The organism is Chryseobacterium sp. C2(2020) (genome assembly GCF_014218915.1).
Lineage (GTDB): Bacteria > Bacteroidota > Bacteroidia > Flavobacteriales > Weeksellaceae > Chryseobacterium > Chryseobacterium mucoviscidosis.
In genome coordinates this window covers 1-22,730 of the sequence record NZ_JACLCT010000016.1, presented here as the reverse complement: position 1 = coordinate 22,730, position 22,730 = coordinate 1, and the positions used below count along the sequence as shown (strand labels likewise).

17 protein-coding genes are annotated in these 22,730 nt (G+C 36.3%); 12 read left to right on the top strand and 5 right to left on the bottom strand.

Annotated elements, in window-relative coordinates; translation table 11 throughout:
- Nucleotides 1–199: 199 nt before the first annotated feature.
- The 4 genes from H6W52_RS10845 (at nucleotide 200) to H6W52_RS10830 (ending at nucleotide 8,793) form a co-directional block, all read left to right on the top strand.
- Nucleotides 200–4,402: a T9SS type B sorting domain-containing protein gene (locus H6W52_RS10845; protein ID WP_116099622.1), complete on the top strand. Its 4,203-nt coding sequence runs from the start codon at nucleotides 200–202 to the stop codon at nucleotides 4,400–4,402.
- A 397-nt stretch (nucleotides 4,403–4,799) separates the two neighbouring features.
- Nucleotides 4,800–5,219, top strand: coding sequence for an endonuclease domain-containing protein (locus H6W52_RS10840; protein WP_116099623.1), 420 nt, complete (start codon nucleotides 4,800–4,802; stop codon nucleotides 5,217–5,219).
- A gap of 269 nt (nucleotides 5,220–5,488) precedes the next feature.
- The gene (locus tag H6W52_RS10835) at nucleotides 5,489–7,474 is read left to right on the top strand and encodes a urocanate hydratase (protein ID WP_116099624.1); all 1,986 of its coding nucleotides are present in this window, start codon (nucleotides 5,489–5,491) and stop codon (nucleotides 7,472–7,474) included.
- 380 nt (nucleotides 7,475–7,854) lie between these two features.
- Nucleotides 7,855–8,793, top strand: a complete 939-nt coding sequence (locus H6W52_RS10830; RefSeq protein ID WP_116099625.1) for an alpha/beta hydrolase — start codon at nucleotides 7,855–7,857, stop codon at nucleotides 8,791–8,793.
- A 113-nt stretch (nucleotides 8,794–8,906) separates the two neighbouring features.
- Here H6W52_RS10830 and H6W52_RS10825 read toward each other — a convergent pair whose 3' ends face one another.
- The 4 genes from H6W52_RS10825 to H6W52_RS10810 all read right to left on the bottom strand — a co-directional run bounded on the left by H6W52_RS10825 (nucleotide 8,907) and on the right by H6W52_RS10810 (nucleotide 13,474).
- Nucleotides 8,907–9,893 carry a hypothetical protein gene (locus H6W52_RS10825; protein WP_116099626.1) on the bottom strand — a complete coding sequence of 329 codons (987 nt, stop codon included), beginning with the start codon at nucleotides 9,891–9,893 and terminating at the stop codon, nucleotides 8,907–8,909.
- Nucleotides 9,894–10,031: 138 nt separating this feature from the next.
- Nucleotides 10,032–10,820: a hypothetical protein gene (locus H6W52_RS10820; protein WP_116099627.1), complete on the bottom strand. Its 789-nt coding sequence runs from the start codon at nucleotides 10,818–10,820 to the stop codon at nucleotides 10,032–10,034.
- 929 nt (nucleotides 10,821–11,749) lie between these two features.
- A complete protein-coding gene (locus tag H6W52_RS10815) occupies nucleotides 11,750–12,391 on the bottom strand; it encodes a leucine-rich repeat domain-containing protein (RefSeq protein WP_116099628.1) in 642 nt (213 codons plus the stop codon).
- A 114-nt stretch (nucleotides 12,392–12,505) separates the two neighbouring features.
- Nucleotides 12,506–13,474: an SDH family Clp fold serine proteinase gene (locus tag H6W52_RS10810; protein ID WP_116099629.1), complete on the bottom strand. Its 969-nt coding sequence runs from the start codon at nucleotides 13,472–13,474 to the stop codon at nucleotides 12,506–12,508.
- 367 nt (nucleotides 13,475–13,841) lie between these two features.
- Between H6W52_RS10810 and H6W52_RS10805 the strand changes: the two genes are divergently transcribed.
- From H6W52_RS10805 to H6W52_RS10790, 4 genes are all read left to right on the top strand, one after another.
- Nucleotides 13,842–14,564, top strand: a complete 723-nt coding sequence (locus H6W52_RS10805; protein WP_116099631.1) for a DUF6261 family protein — start codon at nucleotides 13,842–13,844, stop codon at nucleotides 14,562–14,564.
- A gap of 846 nt (nucleotides 14,565–15,410) precedes the next feature.
- Nucleotides 15,411–16,337, top strand: coding sequence for a tetratricopeptide repeat protein (locus H6W52_RS10800; RefSeq protein WP_116099632.1), 927 nt, complete (start codon nucleotides 15,411–15,413; stop codon nucleotides 16,335–16,337).
- Between the two features lie 16 nt (nucleotides 16,338–16,353).
- Complete coding sequence (locus tag H6W52_RS10795; RefSeq protein ID WP_123892015.1) at nucleotides 16,354–16,815, top strand: hypothetical protein; 462 nt, start codon at nucleotides 16,354–16,356, stop codon at nucleotides 16,813–16,815.
- A gap of 37 nt (nucleotides 16,816–16,852) precedes the next feature.
- Nucleotides 16,853–17,311, top strand: coding sequence for a hypothetical protein (locus tag H6W52_RS10790; protein ID WP_116099634.1), 459 nt, complete (start codon nucleotides 16,853–16,855; stop codon nucleotides 17,309–17,311).
- 344 nt (nucleotides 17,312–17,655) lie between these two features.
- Here H6W52_RS10790 and H6W52_RS10785 read toward each other — a convergent pair whose 3' ends face one another.
- A complete protein-coding gene (locus H6W52_RS10785; RefSeq protein ID WP_116099635.1) occupies nucleotides 17,656–19,266 on the bottom strand; it encodes a S8 family peptidase in 1,611 nt (536 codons plus the stop codon).
- A gap of 86 nt (nucleotides 19,267–19,352) precedes the next feature.
- Between H6W52_RS10785 and H6W52_RS10780 the strand changes: the two genes are divergently transcribed.
- Genes H6W52_RS10780 through H6W52_RS10765 form a run of 4 tightly spaced genes read left to right on the top strand, consistent with a single transcriptional unit; the run spans nucleotide 19,353 to nucleotide 22,635 of the window.
- The gene (locus H6W52_RS10780) at nucleotides 19,353–20,477 is read left to right on the top strand and encodes a DegT/DnrJ/EryC1/StrS family aminotransferase (RefSeq protein WP_116099636.1); all 1,125 of its coding nucleotides are present in this window, start codon (nucleotides 19,353–19,355) and stop codon (nucleotides 20,475–20,477) included.
- Nucleotides 20,478–20,522: 45 nt separating this feature from the next.
- Nucleotides 20,523–21,104: a hypothetical protein gene (locus H6W52_RS10775; protein WP_185144437.1), complete on the top strand. Its 582-nt coding sequence runs from the start codon at nucleotides 20,523–20,525 to the stop codon at nucleotides 21,102–21,104.
- 27 nt (nucleotides 21,105–21,131) lie between these two features.
- Complete coding sequence (gene galE / locus H6W52_RS10770) at nucleotides 21,132–22,154, top strand: UDP-glucose 4-epimerase GalE (RefSeq protein ID WP_116099638.1); 1,023 nt, start codon at nucleotides 21,132–21,134, stop codon at nucleotides 22,152–22,154.
- Nucleotides 22,155–22,182: 28 nt separating this feature from the next.
- Nucleotides 22,183–22,635, top strand: coding sequence for an adenylyltransferase/cytidyltransferase family protein (locus tag H6W52_RS10765; RefSeq protein WP_116099639.1), 453 nt, complete (start codon nucleotides 22,183–22,185; stop codon nucleotides 22,633–22,635).
- The last annotated feature ends 95 nt before the right edge of the window (nucleotides 22,636–22,730 follow it).

Below are 22,730 nucleotides of genomic sequence, written 5' to 3'. Positions count from 1 at the left end.
CAACTCAGTATCAAATAATTGTAAACCTTGCTGTTCAGGCAAGGTTTTTTTTGTCTATATTTATATTGTAAATTATTATATTCTGAACTTATTTAAAAATTTGTTATGAATGCCATGTAAATAATTGTTTACAATTGATAATTGTGTCATAAAAAATGGTAAATTTATCAATAAATAGTGATTAAAAGAAAACTTGATTATGATAAAACCTTTACAATTTATCCTTGTATGGATGAGTGTTTTCGGGCTTGCCCAAACTCCCGGAAATATCATCATCAAAGACGCAGTCGGCAACGAGAGCTTTAATGTTACCTGTACCAATGGTCTTAATGCAAACGGCTGTATTGATCTTCATGTGGAGTATCCTGTCATTAAGCAGACCACAAATTATGAAGTCGTTTCACAGGCTTTTACTCCTCCCGTTGCTTTGAATCAGGGAACTCCGCTTAATGCCAATTACGATGATGCTTTTCCTACCAAACTGGATCTGCCTTTTCAGTTCTGTTTTTACAATCAGAATTTCAATGCCTTGGTTGTCGGCTCGAACGGAATGGTTACTTTTGATCTGAGCCAGTTGGGAAACATCAACTATCCCAATGTTCAGTGGCAGAATCCCAATGTCAGTCTTCCCAAAAACTCTATTTTCGGAGTGTATAACGACATGGTTTTTTCGGCAAATGATCCCTCCGAAATATATTATTCCACCATCGGAACGGCTCCCTACAGAAAATTCGTAATCAGTTTTTATGAAGGAAGAATTGCAGGATGTACAGAAAGAGCTTCCTCGCAGATTGTTCTGCATGAAACCACGAATGTGATTGAGGTTTTCGTGGATAAAAAACCAACGCCGTGTCCGACAAGAAAATTTGAAAATGCTTTAATAGGCATAATTAATGCAGACGGAACACTCGGTGTTTCTCCTCCCAACAGAAATACGGGCGTTTGGCAGGCTTTGCAGGAAGGATATAGATTTAATCCGCTTGGAAATGCCATTCAACCGGATGTAACGTGGACGAATTCCGGAGGACAGACGGTTGCTACAGGAATTCAGGCAACAATTTGCCCTACCCAGAATGAAGTGTATACGGCAACTGCGGTCTTTAATACCTGCGGAACCAGTACCCTAACTTTAACAGATGATTTTCCTTTAACATTTGATCCTACGTATCCGGCGGCAAAAAATTTCACTCAGGATTATTGCGGAAATACTCCCGTAAACCTTACTTTAAGTAGCTTTCAGGGAAATGTGACTACACAGAATCCGGCGAATTTTGTCTTCAGTTTTCATACAAGTTTGCAGAATGCCCAAAATAACGTCAGTCCGCTGCCGAATAATTATACTTTAACAGCAAGTACGGTTTTATATGTAAGAATTCAGAATCCCAATGTTCCTGGCTGTTACCGGGTTGCTGTTTTAACGTTAAATTTACAGACGAAAAGCTTACTCAAAAATACAGTTGAGATTTGTGATACCAATAACGATGGAGTAGAAGCGAACTACAATTTATCGTTTCTGGATCCTGAACTTTTCCCACCCGGAACTACAGGAATTTCTTATTTTGCAACACAGGCAAATGCTCAGAACAACACCAACGCAATCAGTACCATTAATGTAACGGCTGGTGCAACGGTTTGGGTAAGATTGCAGGAAGGAAACTGTACCTATGTTTTAGGACCGGTCACTTTCCAGTTCAAACCGGGAGTTAATCTCAATTCTCCGATTAACTATAACTACTCAACGTGTGATATCAACAATGATGATGCAGAGCCTTTTGATTTTTCTTTAACTTTCGGACCGCTGATTTCATCACAACCGGGAGCTGTTTTTACCGCATACGCCACCTACAATGAGGCACTTACAGGTTCGGGAGGTGTTTTAAGTACCGTGCATGAAGGAACTTACACCATTTTTATCAGAGTTCAGATTCCGAACGGATGTATTGCGGTTGCTACCGTAAATCTGAATGTTACGTTTAATAAAATTGTGGTGAATTCTAAAACAGAATACATCTGCTTTAACGGAACGGATGACATCAGTATCAATTTAAATACCCTTTCAAACGGAATGCTGGTTTCTCCGGCAACAGTTCCTGTGGTAGAGTTTTATTCAAATTATCCCGATGCAAGTTTCGGAATAAATCCTATAAGCCCGAATCAGATCATCACGACCAACGGAAACTTTGTTACGCAGACCTATTATGTACGTTTCGAAATTTCAGATTCGTGTTATACCATAAGACCTATCACGATCAATTTGGTTCATCCGGTGATCGAACAGTCCAGTTTTACGGTTTGTGATTTTAATAATGATAATACAGAAAATATACAATTATCACAATTTTCATCTGCGATGATCGGAAGCCAGAATGCTGCGGTAACTTTCTACCTTACTGCTGCAGATGCTGCAAGCGGAAACAATCCTGTGAATAACGTTACCTTCACCGGAACACAGCAGTTTTTTGTGAAAATCAACTCGTATAACTGTGAGCAGATTTATCCTTTCACCGTAGGATTAACTTCTACACCTGCTGTAAATCCTCAGGTAACGGTTAACCTGACCAATATTTGTGACAACAATAATGACAATACGGAAATCTATGATCTTACACAGGCACAAAGCCAGATTACAACAAGTTCCAATGTGAATTTCACGTATTATCTGAACTATGATCCGGTGACACACATTTTCACCAATGAAATTACAAACCCTACCCAGTTTGTGGTTACCGGAGGAACTGCAACAGTTTATGTAAAGGTTAAATTTAATAACAACGATTGTTTTTCAGCCGTTAAATTAACCATTCAGATGTCATTCTTACCTCCTGTAATTCTGAACAATGCGGTATTAAACAAATGTGATGAAGATTTTAATTTAAGTGAAACCTTTCAGTTGAGTGATGCTACTTCTCAGATGTTTATTCCTGCTCAGAACACCTATCCTTTATCGAATATCACCGTTACTTATTATAATACACAGGCGGAAGCCAACGCAGGAAACCCTGCCAACCAGATCGGAAATACCGTTACAACCAATATTTCGACCGTTCAGGTCTGGGCAAGATTTCAGGTGAATACAACGGGATGCTATTCCGTAGCGTCAATTGAGCTGAATACGTATTTCCCTCCGAAAGCCATCAATTCTACCATTTCAGTTTGTGATGAAAATCTCGACGGAAGTTATGAAGTGAACCTTTTGAATTTTACCAATTTAATGGTTGACGCACCGAATCCTGCAAATACATTTACCTTCTATCTTACACTTCTGGATGCGCAGAACGGAACCAATCCTATTGCCAATCCTTCCAACTTTACCGCAAATCCTTTCCCTGCACAGATGTGGGTGAATGTGCAGAATATTCCGGGCTGTAATGATATTGCAACCATAACCTTTACTTACGGAAATAAAGTAACCCTACTGAACAACGGACCTTTCCCTTTAGCAACCTGTGATATCGGAAATGACGGATCTGAAACGGTCAATTTAACACAGTTCCAGACACAGATTTATAACGGGGCAAACGTTACCTTTACGTATTATGCTTCATTAGCAGATCTTAATGCGGGAACCAATGCCATTGCCAATCCTTCAGCGTATCTTTATAATCAGGTCTCAGGTTCCAGTACCATTTATGTGAAAGTAAGCGTTCCGGGTTCCTGTTCCAATCTCGTGCAGATTCAGCTTTCACTGAAGAAAACGCCTATTTTCGATATTCCGACATTGTATTTCTGTCCGGAAGGCTCACTGAGCAGTTATTCTGTAAATATTACCAATTACACGATTGTAAGCTATCAGTGGACTAATCCTGCAGGGCAGACCATCTCTACAACGAATACGATTACAGGAATAAACACGGTAGGAACTTATTTATTAACCGTGACGGCAGACAACGGATGTTCTTACACCAAGACTTTCGACATCAAACATTATGAGGTTCCTGTTATTACAAGCATTCAGTTTAGCGGTAATAATGTGATGATTTATGCTACAGGCTCAAAAACAATATTGTATTCTATAGACGGTATCAACTGGCAGGCAAGCAACAGTTTCAATAATTTACCGACAGGAATTACCACATTCTACGTGAGATTTGCCGACAGCGACTGTATCGTTAAAAAAGACGGTCTGGTATTGGATATCACCAATGCAATTACACCAAACGGTGACGGACTTAATGACCATTGGGTAATTAAAGATCTTCAGGTATTCGGAACAAAAATGTCTAACCTTAAAATCTTCGACCGTTATCAGATGCTGATTTTTGAACAGAATTCAAATACCCAATTCTATTGGGACGGAATGATAAAAGGAAGAGTGCTTCCAACCGCAAGTTACTGGTATGTGATTACCATACCGGACGGCAGAACATTTACCGGATGGGTTGTGGTGAAAAATCATAATTAAATCTAAAAAATTCTTTCATACTAAACCTCATTGAAATTTTCAGTGAGGTTTTTTATTTTTGAAAATCTTAAACCTTCGAAATATCCATAATGGAAATTCCCCTCCTTTGGAGGGGTGGCAAAAATTGATGAAAATTTTTGACGGGGTGGTTTAGAGTATGTTTAAAAAAGATTCACATTAATTATTTAATTTTATTGTGAATGATTTAGCGATTTTACCACAATAACAAATATTCTTTGTTTTGAAGTGTTTTTTCATAATCTTTATCCAGGCTTTTGAGTAAATTAGAGATTTCGAAAGCTCATACTAATCAGCATTTTTTTCAAAATACAAGAGTCTTTTTTTTGTTTAAACATGCTCTTAATTGAAAAACACAAAACAATAAAAACAACAAATAATGAAAGAAATCCTTACCATCATCAATGGATTTCCTGTTCGGAGGAATTTTGTGGAAAATCTTCCCTACAATCCAAAATTAAAACCTCTGTTGCACAGAAAACGTAAAGCCGGAATTTTGAGTGAAGTCATTTTCTGGAAACAGGTTCGCGCAAGAATATTTCATAGAATTGATTTTGACAGACAGAGAATCATCGGAAATTACATTGTTGATTTTTATGTGAAAACGCTGGGGTTAGTTATAGAAATTGACGGCTGGAGCCACGAAGGAAAAGAAGTTGATGATGAGGCAAGGCAGAAATATCTGGAATCTTTAGGTCTGAAAATATTCAGGATAACAGACTTTGATGTACGACATAATTTGTCTGTTGTGATGAAAGATTTAGAATATTTCATTGTTGAACATTATAAATACAAGTAAAATATTCATCACAAAATTCCCCTCCTCCGGAGGGGTGGATTCGACCAAAGGGAGAAGACGGGGTGGTAAAATCATAGACAAAAACATCACTCGGTGATTATTAAAACCACCCCGTCAAAAATTCTTCCGAATTTTCGCCACCCCTCCAGAGGAGGGGAATCTTTCATGCTGTTTCAAATTTTATCACATAAGTTGCAGGGATTTTCTAATTTGAATATCTTTAAAACCACAAAAATAAATCTGCTAAACTAACAACGATCAACAAATACATGACATTCCAACAACAGATACAGCAGGGCATACCCAACCGTTTGCCACAGCAGAAACCTTACGAAACCAACATCAATCATGCGCCGAAGCGTAAAGAAATTTTAGGGGAAGAAGAAAAAAAATTGGCACTGAAGAATGCTTTGCGCTATTTCGAGCCAGAATTTCATGCAGAGTTATTGCCGGAATTCAGGGAAGAACTGGAAAAATACGGAAGAATTTATATGTACCGTTTCCGTCCGGATTATGAAATGAAGGCAAGACCGATTTCTGAATATCCCGGAAAATCGGAGCAGGCAAAAGCCATCATGCTGATGATTCAGAACAATCTGGATTATGCCGTAGCGCAGCATCCTCATGAATTGATTACGTATGGCGGAAACGGGGGAGTATTTTCCAACTGGGCGCAGTATCTTTTAACGATGAAATACCTGTCTGAAATGACGGATGAACAGACTTTGGTCATGTATTCCGGGCATCCGATGGGATTGTTTCCTTCCCATAAAGATGCGCCGAGAGTAGTGGTAACCAACGGAATGATGATTCCTAACTATTCCAAACCGGACGATTGGGAGAAATTCAATGCATTGGGCGTTACACAGTACGGACAAATGACTGCGGGAAGCTATATGTACATCGGTCCGCAGGGAATTGTTCACGGAACCACCATTACGGTACTGAACGCGTTCAGAAAAATCAATAAAGATCCGAAAGGCGGACTGTTCGTGACTTCAGGATTAGGCGGAATGTCCGGCGCGCAGCCAAAAGCAGGAAATATTGCAGGCTGTGTTACCGTTTGTGCCGAAGTCAATCCGAAAATTACCAAAATCCGTCACGAGCAGAAGTGGGTGAACGAAATTCATGAAAATCTTGACGCATTAGTTGCAAGAGTTCGACAGGCGCAGGAAAATAAAGAATCTATTTCTCTGGCATATCTGGGAAATATTGTTGAGGTTTGGGAAAAATTCGATCAGGAGAATTTAAGAATCGACATCGGTTCAGACCAGACTTCGCTCCATAATCCTTGGGCGGGAGGATATTATCCTGCAGGACAGAGCTTTGAAGAATCCAATAAAATGATGGCGGAAGATCCGGAACTGTTTAAAGATAAAGTTCAGGAAAGTTTAAGAAGACATGCAGAAGCCATCAACAAACATACAGCAAAAGGAACCTATTTCTTCGATTATGGAAATGCCTTCTTGCTGGAATCTTCCAGAGCCGGAGCCGATGTAATGGCGGAAAATCCTACATTGGGAAGAGAATTTAAATTCCCTTCGTATGTTCAGGATATTATGGGGCCGATGTGTTTTGATTACGGTTTCGGGCCCTTCCGTTGGGTTTGTACGAGCGGAAAACCGGAAGATTTACAGAAAACAGATGATATTGCGTGTGCGATTTTAGAAGAAATTCAGCAGAATTCCCCTGAAGAAATCCAGCAGCAGATGAAAGACAATATTCAGTGGATCAAAGGAGCACAGGAAAATAATCTGGTGGTCGGTTCGCAGGCGAGAATTTTATATGCCGATGCAGAAGGAAGAATGAAAATTGCAGAAGCCTTCAACAAAGCCATTAAAAACGGAGAAATCGGACCCGTAGTTTTGGGAAGAGATCATCATGATGTTTCCGGAACAGATTCGCCGTACAGAGAGACATCCAATATTTATGACGGTTCCAGATTTACGGCAGATATGGCAATTCACAACGTGATTGGCGACAGTTTCCGTGGGGCAACTTGGGTTTCGATCCACAACGGAGGCGGAGTAGGATGGGGAGAAGTGATTAACGGCGGTTTCGGAATGCTGCTGGACGGAAGCGATGATGCCGACAGAAGATTAAAATCCATGCTGTTCTGGGACGTGAACAACGGAATCTCAAGAAGAAGCTGGGCAAGAAATGAAGGCGCTGTTTTCGCCATCAAAAGAGCTATGGAAATTGAACCGAATCTGAAAGTAACCCTTCCGAATTTTGTGGATGAGAATCTTTTTTAACTTAGAAATTAAATCAACTTTGTCAAAGTTTTTAAACTTTGTCAAAGTTTAAAAACAAACCGGCTTCAAAACCGGTTTTTTTTATTCAGAGACTTTCAAAAAGTTTCATTCTGAACTAAAATGTAATGCTTCTGAACAAAATTCTGAGCTAAAGTAAAGGATTTTAACGGTCTGTTTTTAATAGTTTATGTTGTTGAAGTTGCTAAAAACCAAAACATTCCTTTTTTAATTAGATTGGATAACAATACCAGAATTATCATTAAATCAATATCATTTTAAGTTTGGCACTTTTTTAAGTGTACAAGAGTAACTCCTGATATAAGAATTTGAAAATTACAGGACATCTATTAATTCTTTTTTTAACTCTAAAAACCTTAAAGATGAGCAGCCAGAATAAAGAAGAAATCTGTGTCGAGATCAGTAACGGACAGATTGATATGATTACCGGAATCGTTTACCGCCAGATTATTTCTCAGCGTTCTGTAAAATCGTTGCAGATGACGGTGCTTGTTCCGCGAAACGACGAACCGAAACCGGCTATTCTCTATTTTCCCGGAGGTGGTTTTACATCAGCAGATTATAATAAGTTTTATGAAATCAGACACGCATTAGCTCAGGCAGGTTTTGTAGTTGCAGGAGCAGAATACAGAACCATTCCCGATACTTTTCCTGCGCCTGTGGTTGATGGTAAAGCAGCGATACGATATCTAAAGGCACATGCTGAAAATTTTGGAATTGATCCATTACGGATAGGGCTTCTCGGCGATTCTGCGGGAGGCTATCTCGTTCAGATGCTTGGAACCACAATGGGCGAAACTTTTTTCGAAGAAGGAGAGTACCTTGATGAGAATAGCGATGTGGCTTCTGTGGTGTCTATGTTTGGCATAAGCGATCTTACTAATATTGGAGAAGGATACGAAGAAAAACTAAAGGCATTTCACCGTTCACCGGCTTCTACAGAGGCTCTTTTGCTTCATGGTCCTGCATTTTACAATTCTCCGGGCAACACTATATTCGGGGATCTGGATAAAGCAAAATTTGCAAGTCCTGTAGGACATATTAAATCCGGACATCCTCCTTTTATGATCATGCACGGAACCAAAGATCAGCTTGTTTCTCCTGTACAGAGTATCCAGTTGTTCGAGCAATTGAAAGCAAAAAATAACGATGCTAAACTTGTTATGGTAAAAGATGCGGGACATGGAGATATTTTCTGGTTTCAACCTCCTGTTATTCAGAAAATAGTAGATTATTTTAAAGAAACACTTGGACATATATCTTCTGCCTCCGGTTCTTCAATTATGAAAGATAATTTATAACCTGATGTATGAAAATGTAAAAAATTAGAATGGATGAAGTGATATAATTTATGATGCCTATTTTGCTATCATATTTTTTTAATTAAAAAATTCTCAAAACTTTCTCATCGATATTATTTAGTCAGTATTTCAATCCTTGTATCTTTAGCTATTGCAATCTGTTTTGTTTTTTTATTAAATGTTATTAAAGGTAAATCAGATGTAGAGTGTATAATTGATGAAATCTGCTTACCGGAATAAATTTCTTTTATTTCTTCTACAATTTCTCCTGTTCTGAAATTGATAATTTTAGGATGCCTGAATAATTCCCAAGCGAATGTATCATCTATTGCTATTAAATTTCCGCCCACCTTACAGTTGGGCTTAATTATATCTGATATTTCATTTGTTGTAACATTCCAGATCCCAATTTCACCGTTTTCAAGCAGATCGGAGGGTTCATCATCAAAAGGCTCCGTTTCATTTGGAGAGCCAATTAAAACCAATTCGTTAGTAATAAAACTTGCTGTACAGATTTCAGCAGAAACATCAGGAATAAGTTTGCTTTTATCCAATGCTTTAGGACTCTCTAAACATTCTTCAATATCAAAAATTTCCACAAAATCATACGGATGCCATGCCCAGCCTTTGCTTAAAAAAGTTTTATTATCCGGGCTTACTTCAAGGCGTGAATGAAAAAAATGTGAAGGATTTCTGTCTGCATGGTCTGTCAGAAGTAATCCTGTTTCAACTTCTTCAAATTCCAACCTGTTGTATTCATTTGGGCAGTGAATAAGAATATCTCTTCCATCTTTAAGTTTAGCGAATGCAATAGGGTACTCGTAGACGCCTGCATGATAATAAGAACGGTTGATTTCTCTTAAGATTTTTTTATTCTTCATGATGAGACCCTTTGTGCCGAGTCTGTTGTAAACAACTGAGTATACACCATCGGAAGAGCTTAGCGCACTGTCAAAAGAAAATGGTAAATAATAATTTTCAAGTTTTTTAATCTGTCCGTCCGGTAAAAAAAGAGTTGCCGAATTTGCCAAGTCTATTAAATGATGATCCGTCCATGTTAATGTTGAAAAATAGGCATCATTTATGGTCTGTCTTTGCATAATTAATGGTTGTCTGTAGTTTTTTATATTGGAAATCTAAGTTTATTAGATTTATCAGCAAATATAATCCAATTATTAACGAAAAACCAATGACGATACATTTGGCAAACAGCGATGCAATATCAATTTTAACCCTCCCTAATTCGCAATATAATAGTAAAACCCGTCGCTGATATTTCGGGAACTCATGATCTCAAACAAGTGATTGTTGTTTTCCAGCATTCCCGACGGGGAAAAATAATAGCCGTAAGAATTATCTGAAAATCCATCCAGAAGAAAGAACATTCCCAAGTCTGTTTTCACAATCGAATAAATATTTACTTTCTTCATCTGTTCAAGGATCTGTTGCTGCAACGAGCTGAAACGGTAGTTCCCTTCCGCTTTTATTTTTGCCGAGATCGGGAAAGGCGATTTTTGCGGAATCAAATAAGACCAGTATCCATTGTTTTCTTTAAAAATACCATCTACCCTTTGCAGAGAACTTTGGTTTACATAAATTAAATTTCTGCTTTTCCCCACCAGTGCAGCCAGTGTTTTAAACTCCGAAAAATGATCCTTCAGAAACTGAATATGCCTGTCCTCGTTAATCATGCCTTGTTTTAAAAACTGATTCGGTTTGTCTGCTGCTTCCTTTTCCGTCAGTTCATACCGCTGAGAAAAACCACCCCAGAAGAAATTGGAGATTTCACTTGATGTGCGTACCGAATCAAGCGCGTAGATTTTCTCATGCTGTAAAGGTCGGATATCCCATTTCGAAAAAGGCTTTGAAAACTTCAGATACTCTTCCAGAGGAAATTTTTTCTCCACCGTCAAACTGTCCAAATAATTAAACAGTTCCACGTCATATTTTTCGGTTTTATTTAAATAATCCTGTCCGAAAACAGATGCCGATAAAGCGAAAAACAAAAGAATGACAATTTTTTGCATAGAATAAGAAAGCAGTTTCGTGGTTATTTATTGAATTGATAAAACAAATGTAATGAAAAGTTGAGAAGGGTGATGAATGAAAGGTCTTTTTAAATTTTTTATTTAATACAATACTTCATGGTTAATTTTCAAAACTATTCCTGTCATTCAGAATGAAATTTTGCGAAGCATTATGCAATGAAGAATCTATTGAAAATGATTGCTTTGAAGATTAAATACACGTGCTTTTTTAACCACAAAAGCTACAAAAGATTTTGATGCATTTTTAAAAGTTAACAAGGATAAGAATAAAAGCATACAAAAGTTTTTAAAAATCTTTGATTTTTATGCTTTTGAGAACTTTTATAATTCTAAAAATCAGCTTTATTATTATCTTTTGTGACTTTTGCGGTTAAATTCCTCAGTCATTCAGAATGAAGTTTTGCGAAGCATTATGCAATGAAGAATCTCTTTAAAATGACTGCTTTGAAGATTAAATACACGTACTTTTTTAACCACAAAAGCTACAAAAGCTTTAAAAGTTAACAAGGATAAGAATAAAAGCATACAAAAGTTTTTAAAAATCTTTGATTTTTATGCTTTTGAGAACTTTTATAATTCTAAAAATCAGCTTTATCAAAATCTTTTGTGACTTTTGTGGTTAAATTCCTCTGTCATTCAGAATGGAATTTTGCGAAGCATTATGGAATGAAGAATCTATTAAGATACAGTTATTTTTAGATTTTTCGACTCCACTTCGTTTCGCTCAAAATGACAGCAGAATAGAATAAGTCTCAGAGCTTACGCTCCCATATTTTTCTGATGAATCTGATCAGTTTTGGCGGTTCATCTGTATTTATTTCGTTCGTCGGGACTTCCTTTTCCTGCGAAGTTACAATCCTATTTTCTTCAATTTATATGCTTTCAATTGTTGCTGAAAACGTTCATTTTCATCGGGAGGGTTGTTGTAAGGCGGAACTTCCTTTATGAGCGTACTGAATATAATTTTCCGGCGGTTGTGGCAATGCATTCGTGCATTCTTCTGAGCAGACATTCACCAGTAAAGGCATCACATCGGTTCCTACCCAAAGGGAGATCCAGAGCTGATTGGTCTGTTCATAGCTCATTGTTTTACGGCACACGCTGCATTGTACAGTTTCGCCTGAGTAACGGACAGGGTTTTGGCTTAAATCCGGAAAGCCCATTCTGTTTTTATAGTTGCCGTAGACGGCTCTCGTGCTCATGATGCTGCTTTTTAAATTTTTGCAGTGGGTGATCTCATAAGGAAACCAATGCAAATCATAGGAAGTGTAGACCTCAAAATATTCCAGCGATTCCATTTCTCCGATTTCTGGAGGAATGCGTTTGAGCTTACTTCCGTACAGCCGGACTTTTTTTATCTTTTTAAGTTTTGAAATCGTTTCCGGAAGGGTATGAATCTGAGAAAAAAGATCATAGCCAAGTTCTTCCGCCGGCGAAAATTCTTCCCTTCCGTCTTCGGCAACCCTATCAATATAATCACAAAGTTTCTTCCATGCCATAGAATTTCTATCCTGAACATGATTCTCAATTTTTTGTATTCTTTTGTTCATGAAGGTTATCGGTTTTTTTAAGAATTGTTTTCAAAGATAGAAAATTTGAGAGTAGGGGATGGATATGAAAAAACCTGCGGTGAGGCAGGTTTTTTTATTATAATGATTATGCTTTTAAGAATTATTCTGCTTGTATATTGCCGGCTCAGAATTTATTCCACCAATAAAATAAAAATTATGTTTTATATAGTCTGAAAACCTAGATAATGTATCTAAAAACTGATAGATCTCATTACTTAGTTCATATTCTTCAGTATTGGTTTTTATGATATCTGCTCCAAGTATTTTTTCTGCTTCTGATTTATCAATTACAAAACCATGATCTTTATATTTGTAAACTAATTCGTTAGCAATTTCATTTGGAGATTTTGGTAGATTTTGAGAGTGTGTAGATAGAAGATTTTCTGCATATTGTATTGCCGATTCTGCAACTCTTTCATAGTAGCCAATTTGAATTGGTTCAATAGAAAGTTGTAAATATTTTGCAAACATATCAGAAGATTTAGGATTTTGTGTAACAAGTTCTGATATATGTTCTATAGAGTTTTTTAAACCTAGTGCAGGAAGTCCATTAATTTGTGGATCAATAGGTCCTAATTCACTTAAGCTTCCCATATGAATTTCATTAGCAGCACAGCATAATAATGTTGCTGCAGATTTTGCTTTTCTTGGAACTGCTACATTAAAAATACCATTCGAGTATTCACGACAAAGTTTGCCTATAAGGTAAGCTGAACCAGGCACTCCGCCACTTGAGAATAGAATCATTAAAACAGGCTTTTTTTTATCAAAATCTGTAACAGAATTATAAATTTTATCTGCATCGCTTTTTAACATTGTACTATCATCGAATAAAAAGACAAAATTATATTTGTCTTTTATATTATATTTACTGATGATTTGCAATAAAAATTTTTTAAATTTTTCTAAAAAATCCTTTTTTAAATTTTCATCACCGTCTAATCTATAAGTATCGATTAAATCTTTTACAACATCAAATGTTTGGATTTCATTCTTGTTTTCAGACGCGAAAATATTTTCAGCATCAATTTTTTCTCCCTCAGATATTTGTTTTTTTGCCATACTATTTTTCTATAATTTCAAATATAGAAAGTTAACAATATATTTTTTTCCGTATTTCTACGGATTTTATAAGAAAATATAATTAGTAAAACTTTTAAAAACCTCTCCACCAGCAAAACCTCTCCAACAATCTGTAGAAGACTTCCGGAGTCCTCCGGAGATTAAAAACAAAGTTGTTTGCGAATTCCGTACATCTCCGGAATTCTCCTGCAAGTTGCGGGAAACCTCCGGAGGACTTCTGTCGTTTAAAACAATAGTGTTTGTAAGTTTCGGAGTTCTCCGGAGGTTTAAAACAGAGTTGTTTGTAATCAAAGAAGTTTTTTTATATTTGGTTTTTTAAATTATTAATCAAAAAAACGCAAACAAAATGAAAATTGCACTCACAAAACTGAGTACTAAAGATCTCGCTACTTTATCTCAACGTATTCTTTCAAATGCACAGTCAGGGAAATATACCATAGTTGATAATCATCCTCTTACTTTGGCTTTACAGAATTCGTACACAGAATACGATAAGGTCTATGCAAAGCAGAGCTACAGCGGAAAAGGGAAGGATGTGGCAACGGCAGATCATGAAAGGGATGTCGCTTACACCAATCTGAAAGCTTTTCTCAACGGATACCGCAAACTTTCTTCTGCGCCCAATTATCAGGCTGCCGAAGATTTGTACAATGTATTGAAGAAGTACGGACTGGCTCTCGACCGTTTAAGCTATTCTTCGCAGACCGCACAGATGAAAAAGCTCATCGAAGAACTGGAAGCTCCCGAAAATATGCAGAAAATCGGACTGCTTTCCATCAATGCTGCATTCACAGAAATGAAAACCAAGCATGAGGATTTTGAGACCTTATTTGCCGATCAGGCTGAAGCCAATGCAGACCTCCGACAAATGACAAGCGCAAGTGCGATCCGCAAAGACCTTGAGAAAAACCTGAAAGCCTACATCAGTTTATTAACTGTGATGAAGGGCGTTTCCGGCTGGGAACTTCTGTACAGCGACACGAATGAACTGGTAAAGGCCGCCAAAAATTCTTCGCTGCAAAAGACGAACAGCGAAGGAAAAACCGGAACTTCCGGAAACCAGTCGTAAAATCAACGATTTGTTGATTGATATACGTACTTTTTTAACCACAAAAGCCACAAAAGATTTTGATGCTTTATTGAAGTTAACAAGCATAAGAATAAAAGCACACAACAGTTTTTAAAAATCTTTGATTTTTATGCTTTTAAGGACTTTAATTATTCTGAAATTTAGCTTTATCATTATCTTTTGTGCCTAAATTTTCCTGTCATTCAGAATGAAATTTTGCGAAGCACTATGGAATGAAGAATCTCTTATAATGCAGTTGTTTTTAGATTTTTCGACTCCACTTCGTTGCGCTCAAAATGACAGCTTTGCAGCTTAAGAAGTCTTTTTTTAACCACAAAAGCCACAAAAGCTTTTGATGCATTTTTTTAAGTTAACAAGCATAAGAATAAAAGCACACAACAGTTTTTAAAAATCTTTGATTTTTATTCTTTTGAGGACTTTTTATAATTCTAAAAATCAGCTTCATCATTATCTTTTGTGCCTTTTGCGGTTAAATTTTTCTGTCATTCTGAAAGGAATTTTGCGAAGCATTTTGCAATGAAGAATCTTTTAAAATGCAGTTATTTTTAGATTTTTCGGCTTCACTTCGTTGCGCTCAAAATGACAGCTTTGCAGATTAAATGACAGTGTTTTTAAACACATCAGTCACATAAGATTTTATTATAATTTCTAAGCTTTAGATCAGAACACATTAGTTTTAAAAATCTTTGATTTTCTTCTCGTGTGATCTTTTATATTTGGTTAAAATAATGTGACTTATTTAATTATTAAAATTAATTTTATGCAGCAGGTTTTGTATCTTTTGCAAATAAAAACTTTTTAAACTTATAACCATAGAAATCGGATATGAGGAAATATTTTTTTAGTGTACTGTTCGGTGTTTTATTTTCTGTTCCTGCATTCGGATGCCTGAACGGAGAAACACTGCATCTCGAAGACGGAACCATTCTCTATGAAGACTATGAAGGGTATGTTCCTTATGGTCATTCTTTTACCAATACCGAAGAACTGAATAAAATACTGTTATCGCTGGAAAAGGGTTACAGGGAAACAGGAAAACTGAATTACCTTTCAGATAAAGGACTGATCCTTATTATTCAGGGAAAATATAAGGAAGCCATTGAACTTTACAAAAAGATTGAAAAAGCGGAACCCAACCGATATTCTACCGCTTCCAATATCGGTACCGCTTATGAACTGATCGGGAATAATGCCGAAGCGTTGCGCTGGATTGAAAAAGCAGTAAAAATAAACCCGAATTCTCACTACGGCTCCGAATGGATTCACATCAATATTCTGAAAGCCAAAATGAAAGGCGGAAAATTGATCAATTCCAGATTTTTAATCGGAAATGATTTTGGGAATGGAAAATTTCCTGAATCGGAAAGAGGTAATGGGGAACTTTTTGTTTTAAGAAAGCAATTGTATTATCAGCTTAATGAGAGGATTTCTTTTGTAAAACCGAAGGATAAAATCGTAGCACAGCTTTTATTTGATCTCGGAAATATTTCTTATCTGATGCAGGAAAAAGAAGAAGCTGCAGAAACTTATAAAATAGCAAAAGAGTACGGTTTTAATAAGCCTGTTCTTGAAGAAAGACTGGCGTTGTATACACCTCCGGTAATCGATCATGTACAAAAGAAAGCAATTAAGGAAATTAAGTTTCAGACCAAACCCATACGAAGAACCGAACTGATTAGTTTTTGTGTAGCAATCGCGTATCTGCTATTTTCGGGAGTGATTGTTTTTGTATTCAGAAAGAAAATTTTTTAATCTCAACTTGTTTTTTATGAATAAAATATTTTACATTTTTCTATTTCTGGCTCTGGTTTCCTGTAAAAAAGATCATGAGGTGAAAAAGGACGAATGGGATTATTTAAACAGCAGTTTTAATAACAAAGAAAACCTGAGCGATCTTACGATGCACTGTATGTATGATCTGTTTTCTGTAAAAAGGATCAATGATTCATTGTTCTACATCGGGCTTTATGAATTTAAAGGATGGAAAAAAGATTACAGAATCTATGAAGATACCGTAAAATTAAGCGAGAATAAAAAGATTACAGATTCATTGGGAAATCAGAAAAAGCAGATCCTAAAATTTTCGAACAATCATGATGTGGATCTTGAAATTGAGATACATAAAATTGCAGTGCATTTCGATTCGGTTTCTCTCTACGAATATAACGGAAGAGTAAGCATCAATAACAAAAAGCTTCAGTATACCTGCAAAGATTTATTTGTAAAGTAAAAATTGTTTTTCATCAGGAAAATGATATTTTTAAAGGATGAAATTATTCACGATAAAGCAAATTTTATCTTCTTGTCAGCTTTTAGATGAAGCAGGGAATATCGTTGCGGAAAGGCTGGCTAATTTTGTTTTCTCAACTAATGAAAGACTGAAAATCAAAGATCAAATATACAGGATTAAATATTCAGGTTTTTTTTGGGATAAAACTGAATACTTTGATGAAAAGGGAAATGTTGTCGTAATGATTGATCGCGTAAACCAAAGAATATTTCATTATCAGGATCAATATACCGAAATATATTTCTACAGATCAAAGGGTTTTATCAACATAACTGTTTCTTTATACCGTTTTCAGGATGATGCTTTAATGATGACATTCAGCTTCAGAAATTCTTTTTTTAAACAAAAGCCGAAGATCGAAACAGCAGATGATTTCAACAATCTGTTGCTTTTAACCGTATTTTTTCATCACAATCTCAGAGAATCTGAAGATTGATCTGAACGTAATTTTTTTAAATAACAGCCTTTTAAATTTAACCACGAAAGCCATAAAGGAAATCTGTCATTCTGAATGAAATTTTGCGAAGCATTATGCAATGAAGAATCTCTTAAAATGCAGTTATTTGAGATTTTTCGACTCCACTTTGTTGCGCTCAAAATGACAGTGTTGCAGATTAAACGACAGTGTTTTTAAACACTTAAGTCACATAAGATTTTAAATAATTTAAGGATTTGGTCAGTAAAAAAAAAAATTTCATTCAAAAATATATTGAAAACCAATGAAAAGAAGAATGTAAAAATTTACGGCGAACAACTCAAGTTATTGGATTGCGATTCAGTTTATTCTTTTATGAATTTTTCATAATAAATTTTATCCTTCGTCTGGATTTTCAGGTAATAAACGCCTTTTGCAAAATCTTCGACTTTTACAGATTTTTGATTATTGGTTTTTGTAATGAATCTTCCTAAGTTATCGTAAACTTCCAAAGATAAAACATCACTTTCTGAAGCCACATTCAGAATATTTTTAACAGGATTCGGGAAAATGGCAATATTGTTTTTCTTTACCAGTTCCGAAGTGCTTAAAACGTTATTGTAAAGGCCTCCGAAATTTAAAATTCCAAATCCCATCTGATCGGTATGATTGGGATAAAGCGATGCATTCTGTCTTAATTTATCCCTCATTAAATCTCTGTTCATGGTAGGAAAAGCCTGAATAAGACAGGCGACTCCTCCCGCAGCAATGGGAGTGGCAATGGATGTTCCGTTAACTGAAATGGTTGAATTATTATTGATAACACTTGTTGCAGCGGTTCCTCTTGCACTCGCATCGGGTTTTACAACACCCGCAGAATTCGGACCGAAAGATGAGAACGTGGAAGAAGCTCCTGAAGAATCTACGGCTCCGATGGTAAAGACTTTTGCATTATCCGCCGGAGTTAAAATGTAATGCCAAGTCTGAGCTCCTGAATTTCCTGCGGCAAATAATGTGAAAATTCCTTTGTTAACAGCTATTTCGGCTCCTCTTGCAATAAAGGAAGTGGTTCCGTTCATATTGGCATAAGTGTAGTTGTATTTCGGATCATCAAAAGTAGCATAGCCCAGAGAAGTTGTAATCATATCCACTCCTTTACGGTCGGCTTCTTCTGCAGCTTCAATCCAGTACAGTTCTTCTTCAGGAATTTCGATTGCAGCATTTTCACTTCGGTACAGATAAAAATCGGCATCCGGTGCGGAACCTACAAAAGTATCCTGAATGTAACCTCCGATGGCACCCAAAATAGCAGAACCGTGATTATTGAGTGAAGTATTGTAAATGTCTGTTCCTTTAGCCACAAAATCATATCCGCCTTTGATGTGTCCGTTCGTCCATAATCTTGAATAGGCAGAACCTGTATTTACGTAAGGAAATCCGGAATCAATAACCGCAATGGTAACTCCGGTTCCTGTGTAGCCTGCTAAATGGAGGGGGCGAAGATTGATCTGATCGATCTGTGCGGAGCCAGAACCATAGTCAAAAGTGGTTAAATTTTTATTAGCCGGGTCGATTGGATTGTCCCATTTATTCTGATGGCTCATTTTTGTTCCTGCGGAAGAATTTCTAGCAAAACTTTCCACAGACTGTACATAATTCTGCGCCTGAAGCGTGGCAATCTGAGCCGGAGTTGCATTCACGGTGACACCATTCAGCCATTTTGAATAATCGGTTACGGTGAATCCTAAATTCTGAATATTGGTAATGTAAGTCTGTTCTATCGGAGCATCCTGATCATTCAGCGCAATTCCTAATGAAGTACGGCGGTTAAGGGATTTTTGGGATAATTCAGACAGCGGATTTGCATAAAATGCAGCCTTGTTCGGTTTGTCCTTAAAAAATACAAAAACAAGCGATGTCTGTGCAAAACTGACAGAGTAACCTGCTAAAAGACAAAAAAGTAAAGTTTTTTTCATGTATTTATTTTGTATAAAGATAAAACAAAATCAATAAAATTTTTGAAGGGATTTTAAATTCCTTATTTTTACAGAAATATTTATTTATGAAAAAGATTCAAATGGTTGACTTACAAAGTCAGTATTACAAAATAAAGAATGAAGTAGATAATGCAGTTTTAAATGTAATGGATTCAGCGGCTTTCATTAACGGTCCTGAAGTAAAGTCTTTCCAGAATGAATTAGAGTCTTATTTGGACGTAAAACATGTTATTCCCTGTGCAAACGGTACAGATGCACTTCAGATTGCTTTAATGGGTCTTGATCTGAAGGAGGGTGATGAGATCATTACAGCAGATTTTACTTTTGCGGCAACGGTGGAAGTTATTCATTTGCTTAAACTTAAATCTGTTTTAGTGGATGTGGATTATGATACTTTCACCATTTCAACGGAGGCGATTAAAAAAGCCATTACTCCAAAAACAAAAGCGATTATTCCCGTACATATTTTCGGACAGTGCGCGAATATGGAAGAAATTTTAAAAATTGCTGAAGAGCACAATTTATATGTAATTGAAGACAACGCACAGGCAATCGGTTCCGAATTCACTTTTTCGGACGGAACTGTAAAAAAAGCAGGAACCATGTCTACGGTGGGAACGACTTCTTTCTTTCCATCTAAAAATTTAGGATGTTATGGAGACGGTGGAGCAATTTTTACGAATAATGATGATTTAGCGCACCGTTTAAGAGGAATTGTAAACCACGGAATGTACCAAAGATATTATCATGATGAGGTAGGTGTAAATTCAAGATTAGACAGTGTTCAGGCTGCTATTTTGAGAAAAAAACTTCCGCATCTGGATAACTATAACGAGGCAAGAGGAAGAGCCGCAGATTATTATGATGAAGCTTTTGCCGGACATGAACATATTTTAACACCAAAAAGAGCGGAATATTCTACTCACGTTTTCCACCAGTACACATTGAGAATTTTGAACGGAAAGCGTAATGATTTGCAAAAATTCTTAGCTGAAAAGGAAATTCCGGCAATGATCTATTATCCGGTGGCTTTAAGAAAGCAAAAAGCCTATTTTCAGGAAAGTAACGACGCCGATTTTGTAAATACAGACAAACTTTTGGATCAGGTAATTTCTCTTCCGATGCATACGGAACTGGATGATGAGCAGTTGAAGTATATTACGGATGCGGTGTTGGAGTTTATGGGATAGAACTTTGTCAAAGTTTAAATCTTTGACAAAGTTAAAAACACAATCATGGAGATAAGGGGAACTCATTTGGAAATAGATAAGTTTTATCATATTTTTAACAGAGGAATTAATTCTAAACTAACTTTCTTAAGTAATGAAAATTATAATTATTTTCTTCAGAAGGTTAAAGTATATTTAGTTCCTTATTTTGATATTTATGCTTATTGTTTAATGCCAAATCATTTTCATTTTCTTCTCAAAGTAAGGTCTGTCGAAGAAATAGCTTTTTCTGAAAAAAAGAGTGGACTCCATTCCGAAGATGGGTTTTTCAGTAAAGCCATTGGCAAATTGATTAGCAGCTATACTCAGTCTTTTAATAAAGTATATCAAAGAAGCGGACCCATTTTTGAGTCACCTTTCAAAAGAATACATATAGATTCTGATGATTACCTTAGAAATTTAATTGTATATATTCATCAAAATCCAGAAAATTTTTATACTTATAAGTTTTCATCTTATCCCGCAATAATTTCAAATGCAGAAACCAATATTATGCGTAAGGATGTTTTGGAGTTATTTGGTGACCGTGAAAATTTTATACAGTGTCACTTAAAAGAAATTAATTTGAACTTTGTCAAAGATTTTTAACTTTGACAAAGTATTTAAAAACTAAAAATGGCAATATTCGTAACAGGAGGTTTAGGATATATCGGCTCGCATACAGTTGTTGAGCTTCTGAATAACAATTTTGAGGTTGTTATTGTGGATGATCTATCTCATTCCGAGAGATTTATATTAAAAAATATTGAAGAAATTACAGGGAAGAAACCTGTTTTTTATCCTTTCGATTTAAAAAGAAAAGAACTTTTAACGCAGGTTTTTGATGCTCATGAAATTGAGGGGTGTATCAATTTTGCGGCATTCAAAGCGGTGGGCGAAAGTCAGGTGAAACCTGTTGATTACTATGAGAACAATTTGTTTTCGTTAATCAATATTCTGCAGGAATTTAAAGAAAGAGGAATTTCAAACTTTATTTTCAGCTCATCCTGCACGGTTTACGGACAGGCGGATGAAATGCCGATCCACGAAAATACTCCGTTAAAAATGCCTGAAAGCGTTTACGGAAAGACAAAGCAGATGGGAGAGGAGATCCTGATTGATTTTGCAAAAGCATATCACCGCAAAATTTCTTTATTAAGATATTTCAATCCGATCGGAGCGCATCCTTCCGGGAAAATCGGGGAACTGCCTATTGGAATTCCGAATAATTTAGTACCTTACGTGATGCAAACTGCGGCAGGAATTCGCGAGAAGTTGAGTGTTTGGGGAAATGATTATCCTACCGAAGACGGAACAGCAGTTCGTGATTATATTTATATTATGGATTTGGCTAAAGCCCATGTTGCAGCATTGAAAAAATTAATGGCAGACGATTCTGATCATGCTGTGATTGATATTTTTAACTTAGGAACAGGAAAAGGTTCATCGGTTCTGGAAATAGTAAAAGCTTTCGAAACAGCAAATGACGTGAAAGTTCCTTACCAGATCTGCGACAGAAGAGAAGGAGATATTACCATTGCTTATGCAAACGTAGATAAAGCCCAGAAAGAGCTTAACTGGAAGTCTGAAACGTCTCTGGAAGAGGCATTAAGAACAGTTTGGCAGTGGCAAAAATATTTAGAAACAAGAAACACTTAATAATTTGTACAAAAAAGAAGACATTTATATGAAAACACAAAGAATAGGCATCACGTTTTCGTCATTCGACCTGCTTCACGCAGGACATATCAAAATGCTTGAAGAAGCAAAAACCGTATGTGACTACCTTATCGTAGGTTTGCAGATTGATCCCTCTCATGATCGTCCAACCAAAAATAAACCGACTCAGACCATCGTAGAAAGATATATTCAGTTAAAAGCAGTAAATGCTGTTGATGAGATTATTCCATATTACACGGAGGAAGATCTTCTGGATATTTTAAAATCTTTCGTAATTGATGTAAGAATTATCGGGGACGATTATTTAGACAGAGATTTCACTGGAAAAAAATATTGTGAAGAAAAAGGAATTGAGATTTTTTACAATAAAAGAGATCACAGGTTTTCTTCCAGCGATTTAAGAAAAAGAATTTACGAAGCCGAACTTCAGAAACTGGAAAGAGCAGAAGCTGCAAAATAAAAAAATCCCGAATTTAATGAGGTCACTGAAAAACTAAATTTTTATTAACCAATAAAAAAGGAGTGTAAAACGTATAGTTTTACGCTCCTTCTTTG

Bases quoted from the DNA above. Each gene is read 5' to 3' on its own strand.
- H6W52_RS10785 (WP_116099635.1), bottom strand. From the start codon at position 19,266: ATGAAAAAAACTTTACTTTTTTGTCTTTTAGCAGGTTACTCTGTCAGT.
- galE (WP_116099638.1), top strand. From the start codon at position 21,132: ATGGCAATATTCGTAACAGGAGGTTTAGGATATATCGGCTCGCATACA.
- H6W52_RS10815 (WP_116099628.1), bottom strand. From the start codon at position 12,391: ATGAACAAAAGAATACAAAAAATTGAGAATCATGTTCAGGATAGAAAT.
- H6W52_RS10805 (WP_116099631.1), top strand. From the start codon at position 13,842: ATGAAAATTGCACTCACAAAACTGAGTACTAAAGATCTCGCTACTTTA.
- H6W52_RS10810 (WP_116099629.1), bottom strand. From the start codon at position 13,474: ATGGCAAAAAAACAAATATCTGAGGGAGAAAAAATTGATGCTGAAAAT.
- H6W52_RS10775 (WP_185144437.1), top strand. From the start codon at position 20,523: ATGGAGATAAGGGGAACTCATTTGGAAATAGATAAGTTTTATCATATT.
- H6W52_RS10800 (WP_116099632.1), top strand. From the start codon at position 15,411: ATGAGGAAATATTTTTTTAGTGTACTGTTCGGTGTTTTATTTTCTGTT.
- H6W52_RS10835 (WP_116099624.1), top strand. From the start codon at position 5,489: ATGACATTCCAACAACAGATACAGCAGGGCATACCCAACCGTTTGCCA.
- H6W52_RS10765 (WP_116099639.1), top strand. From the start codon at position 22,183: ATGAAAACACAAAGAATAGGCATCACGTTTTCGTCATTCGACCTGCTT.
- H6W52_RS10830 (WP_116099625.1), top strand. From the start codon at position 7,855: ATGAGCAGCCAGAATAAAGAAGAAATCTGTGTCGAGATCAGTAACGGA.
- H6W52_RS10845 (WP_116099622.1), top strand. From the start codon at position 200: ATGATAAAACCTTTACAATTTATCCTTGTATGGATGAGTGTTTTCGGG.
- H6W52_RS10780 (WP_116099636.1), top strand. From the start codon at position 19,353: ATGAAAAAGATTCAAATGGTTGACTTACAAAGTCAGTATTACAAAATA.
- H6W52_RS10790 (WP_116099634.1), top strand. From the start codon at position 16,853: ATGAAATTATTCACGATAAAGCAAATTTTATCTTCTTGTCAGCTTTTA.
- H6W52_RS10840 (WP_116099623.1), top strand. From the start codon at position 4,800: ATGAAAGAAATCCTTACCATCATCAATGGATTTCCTGTTCGGAGGAAT.
- H6W52_RS10795 (WP_123892015.1), top strand. From the start codon at position 16,354: ATGAATAAAATATTTTACATTTTTCTATTTCTGGCTCTGGTTTCCTGT.
- H6W52_RS10820 (WP_116099627.1), bottom strand. From the start codon at position 10,820: ATGCAAAAAATTGTCATTCTTTTGTTTTTCGCTTTATCGGCATCTGTT.
- H6W52_RS10825 (WP_116099626.1), bottom strand. From the start codon at position 9,893: ATGCAAAGACAGACCATAAATGATGCCTATTTTTCAACATTAACATGG.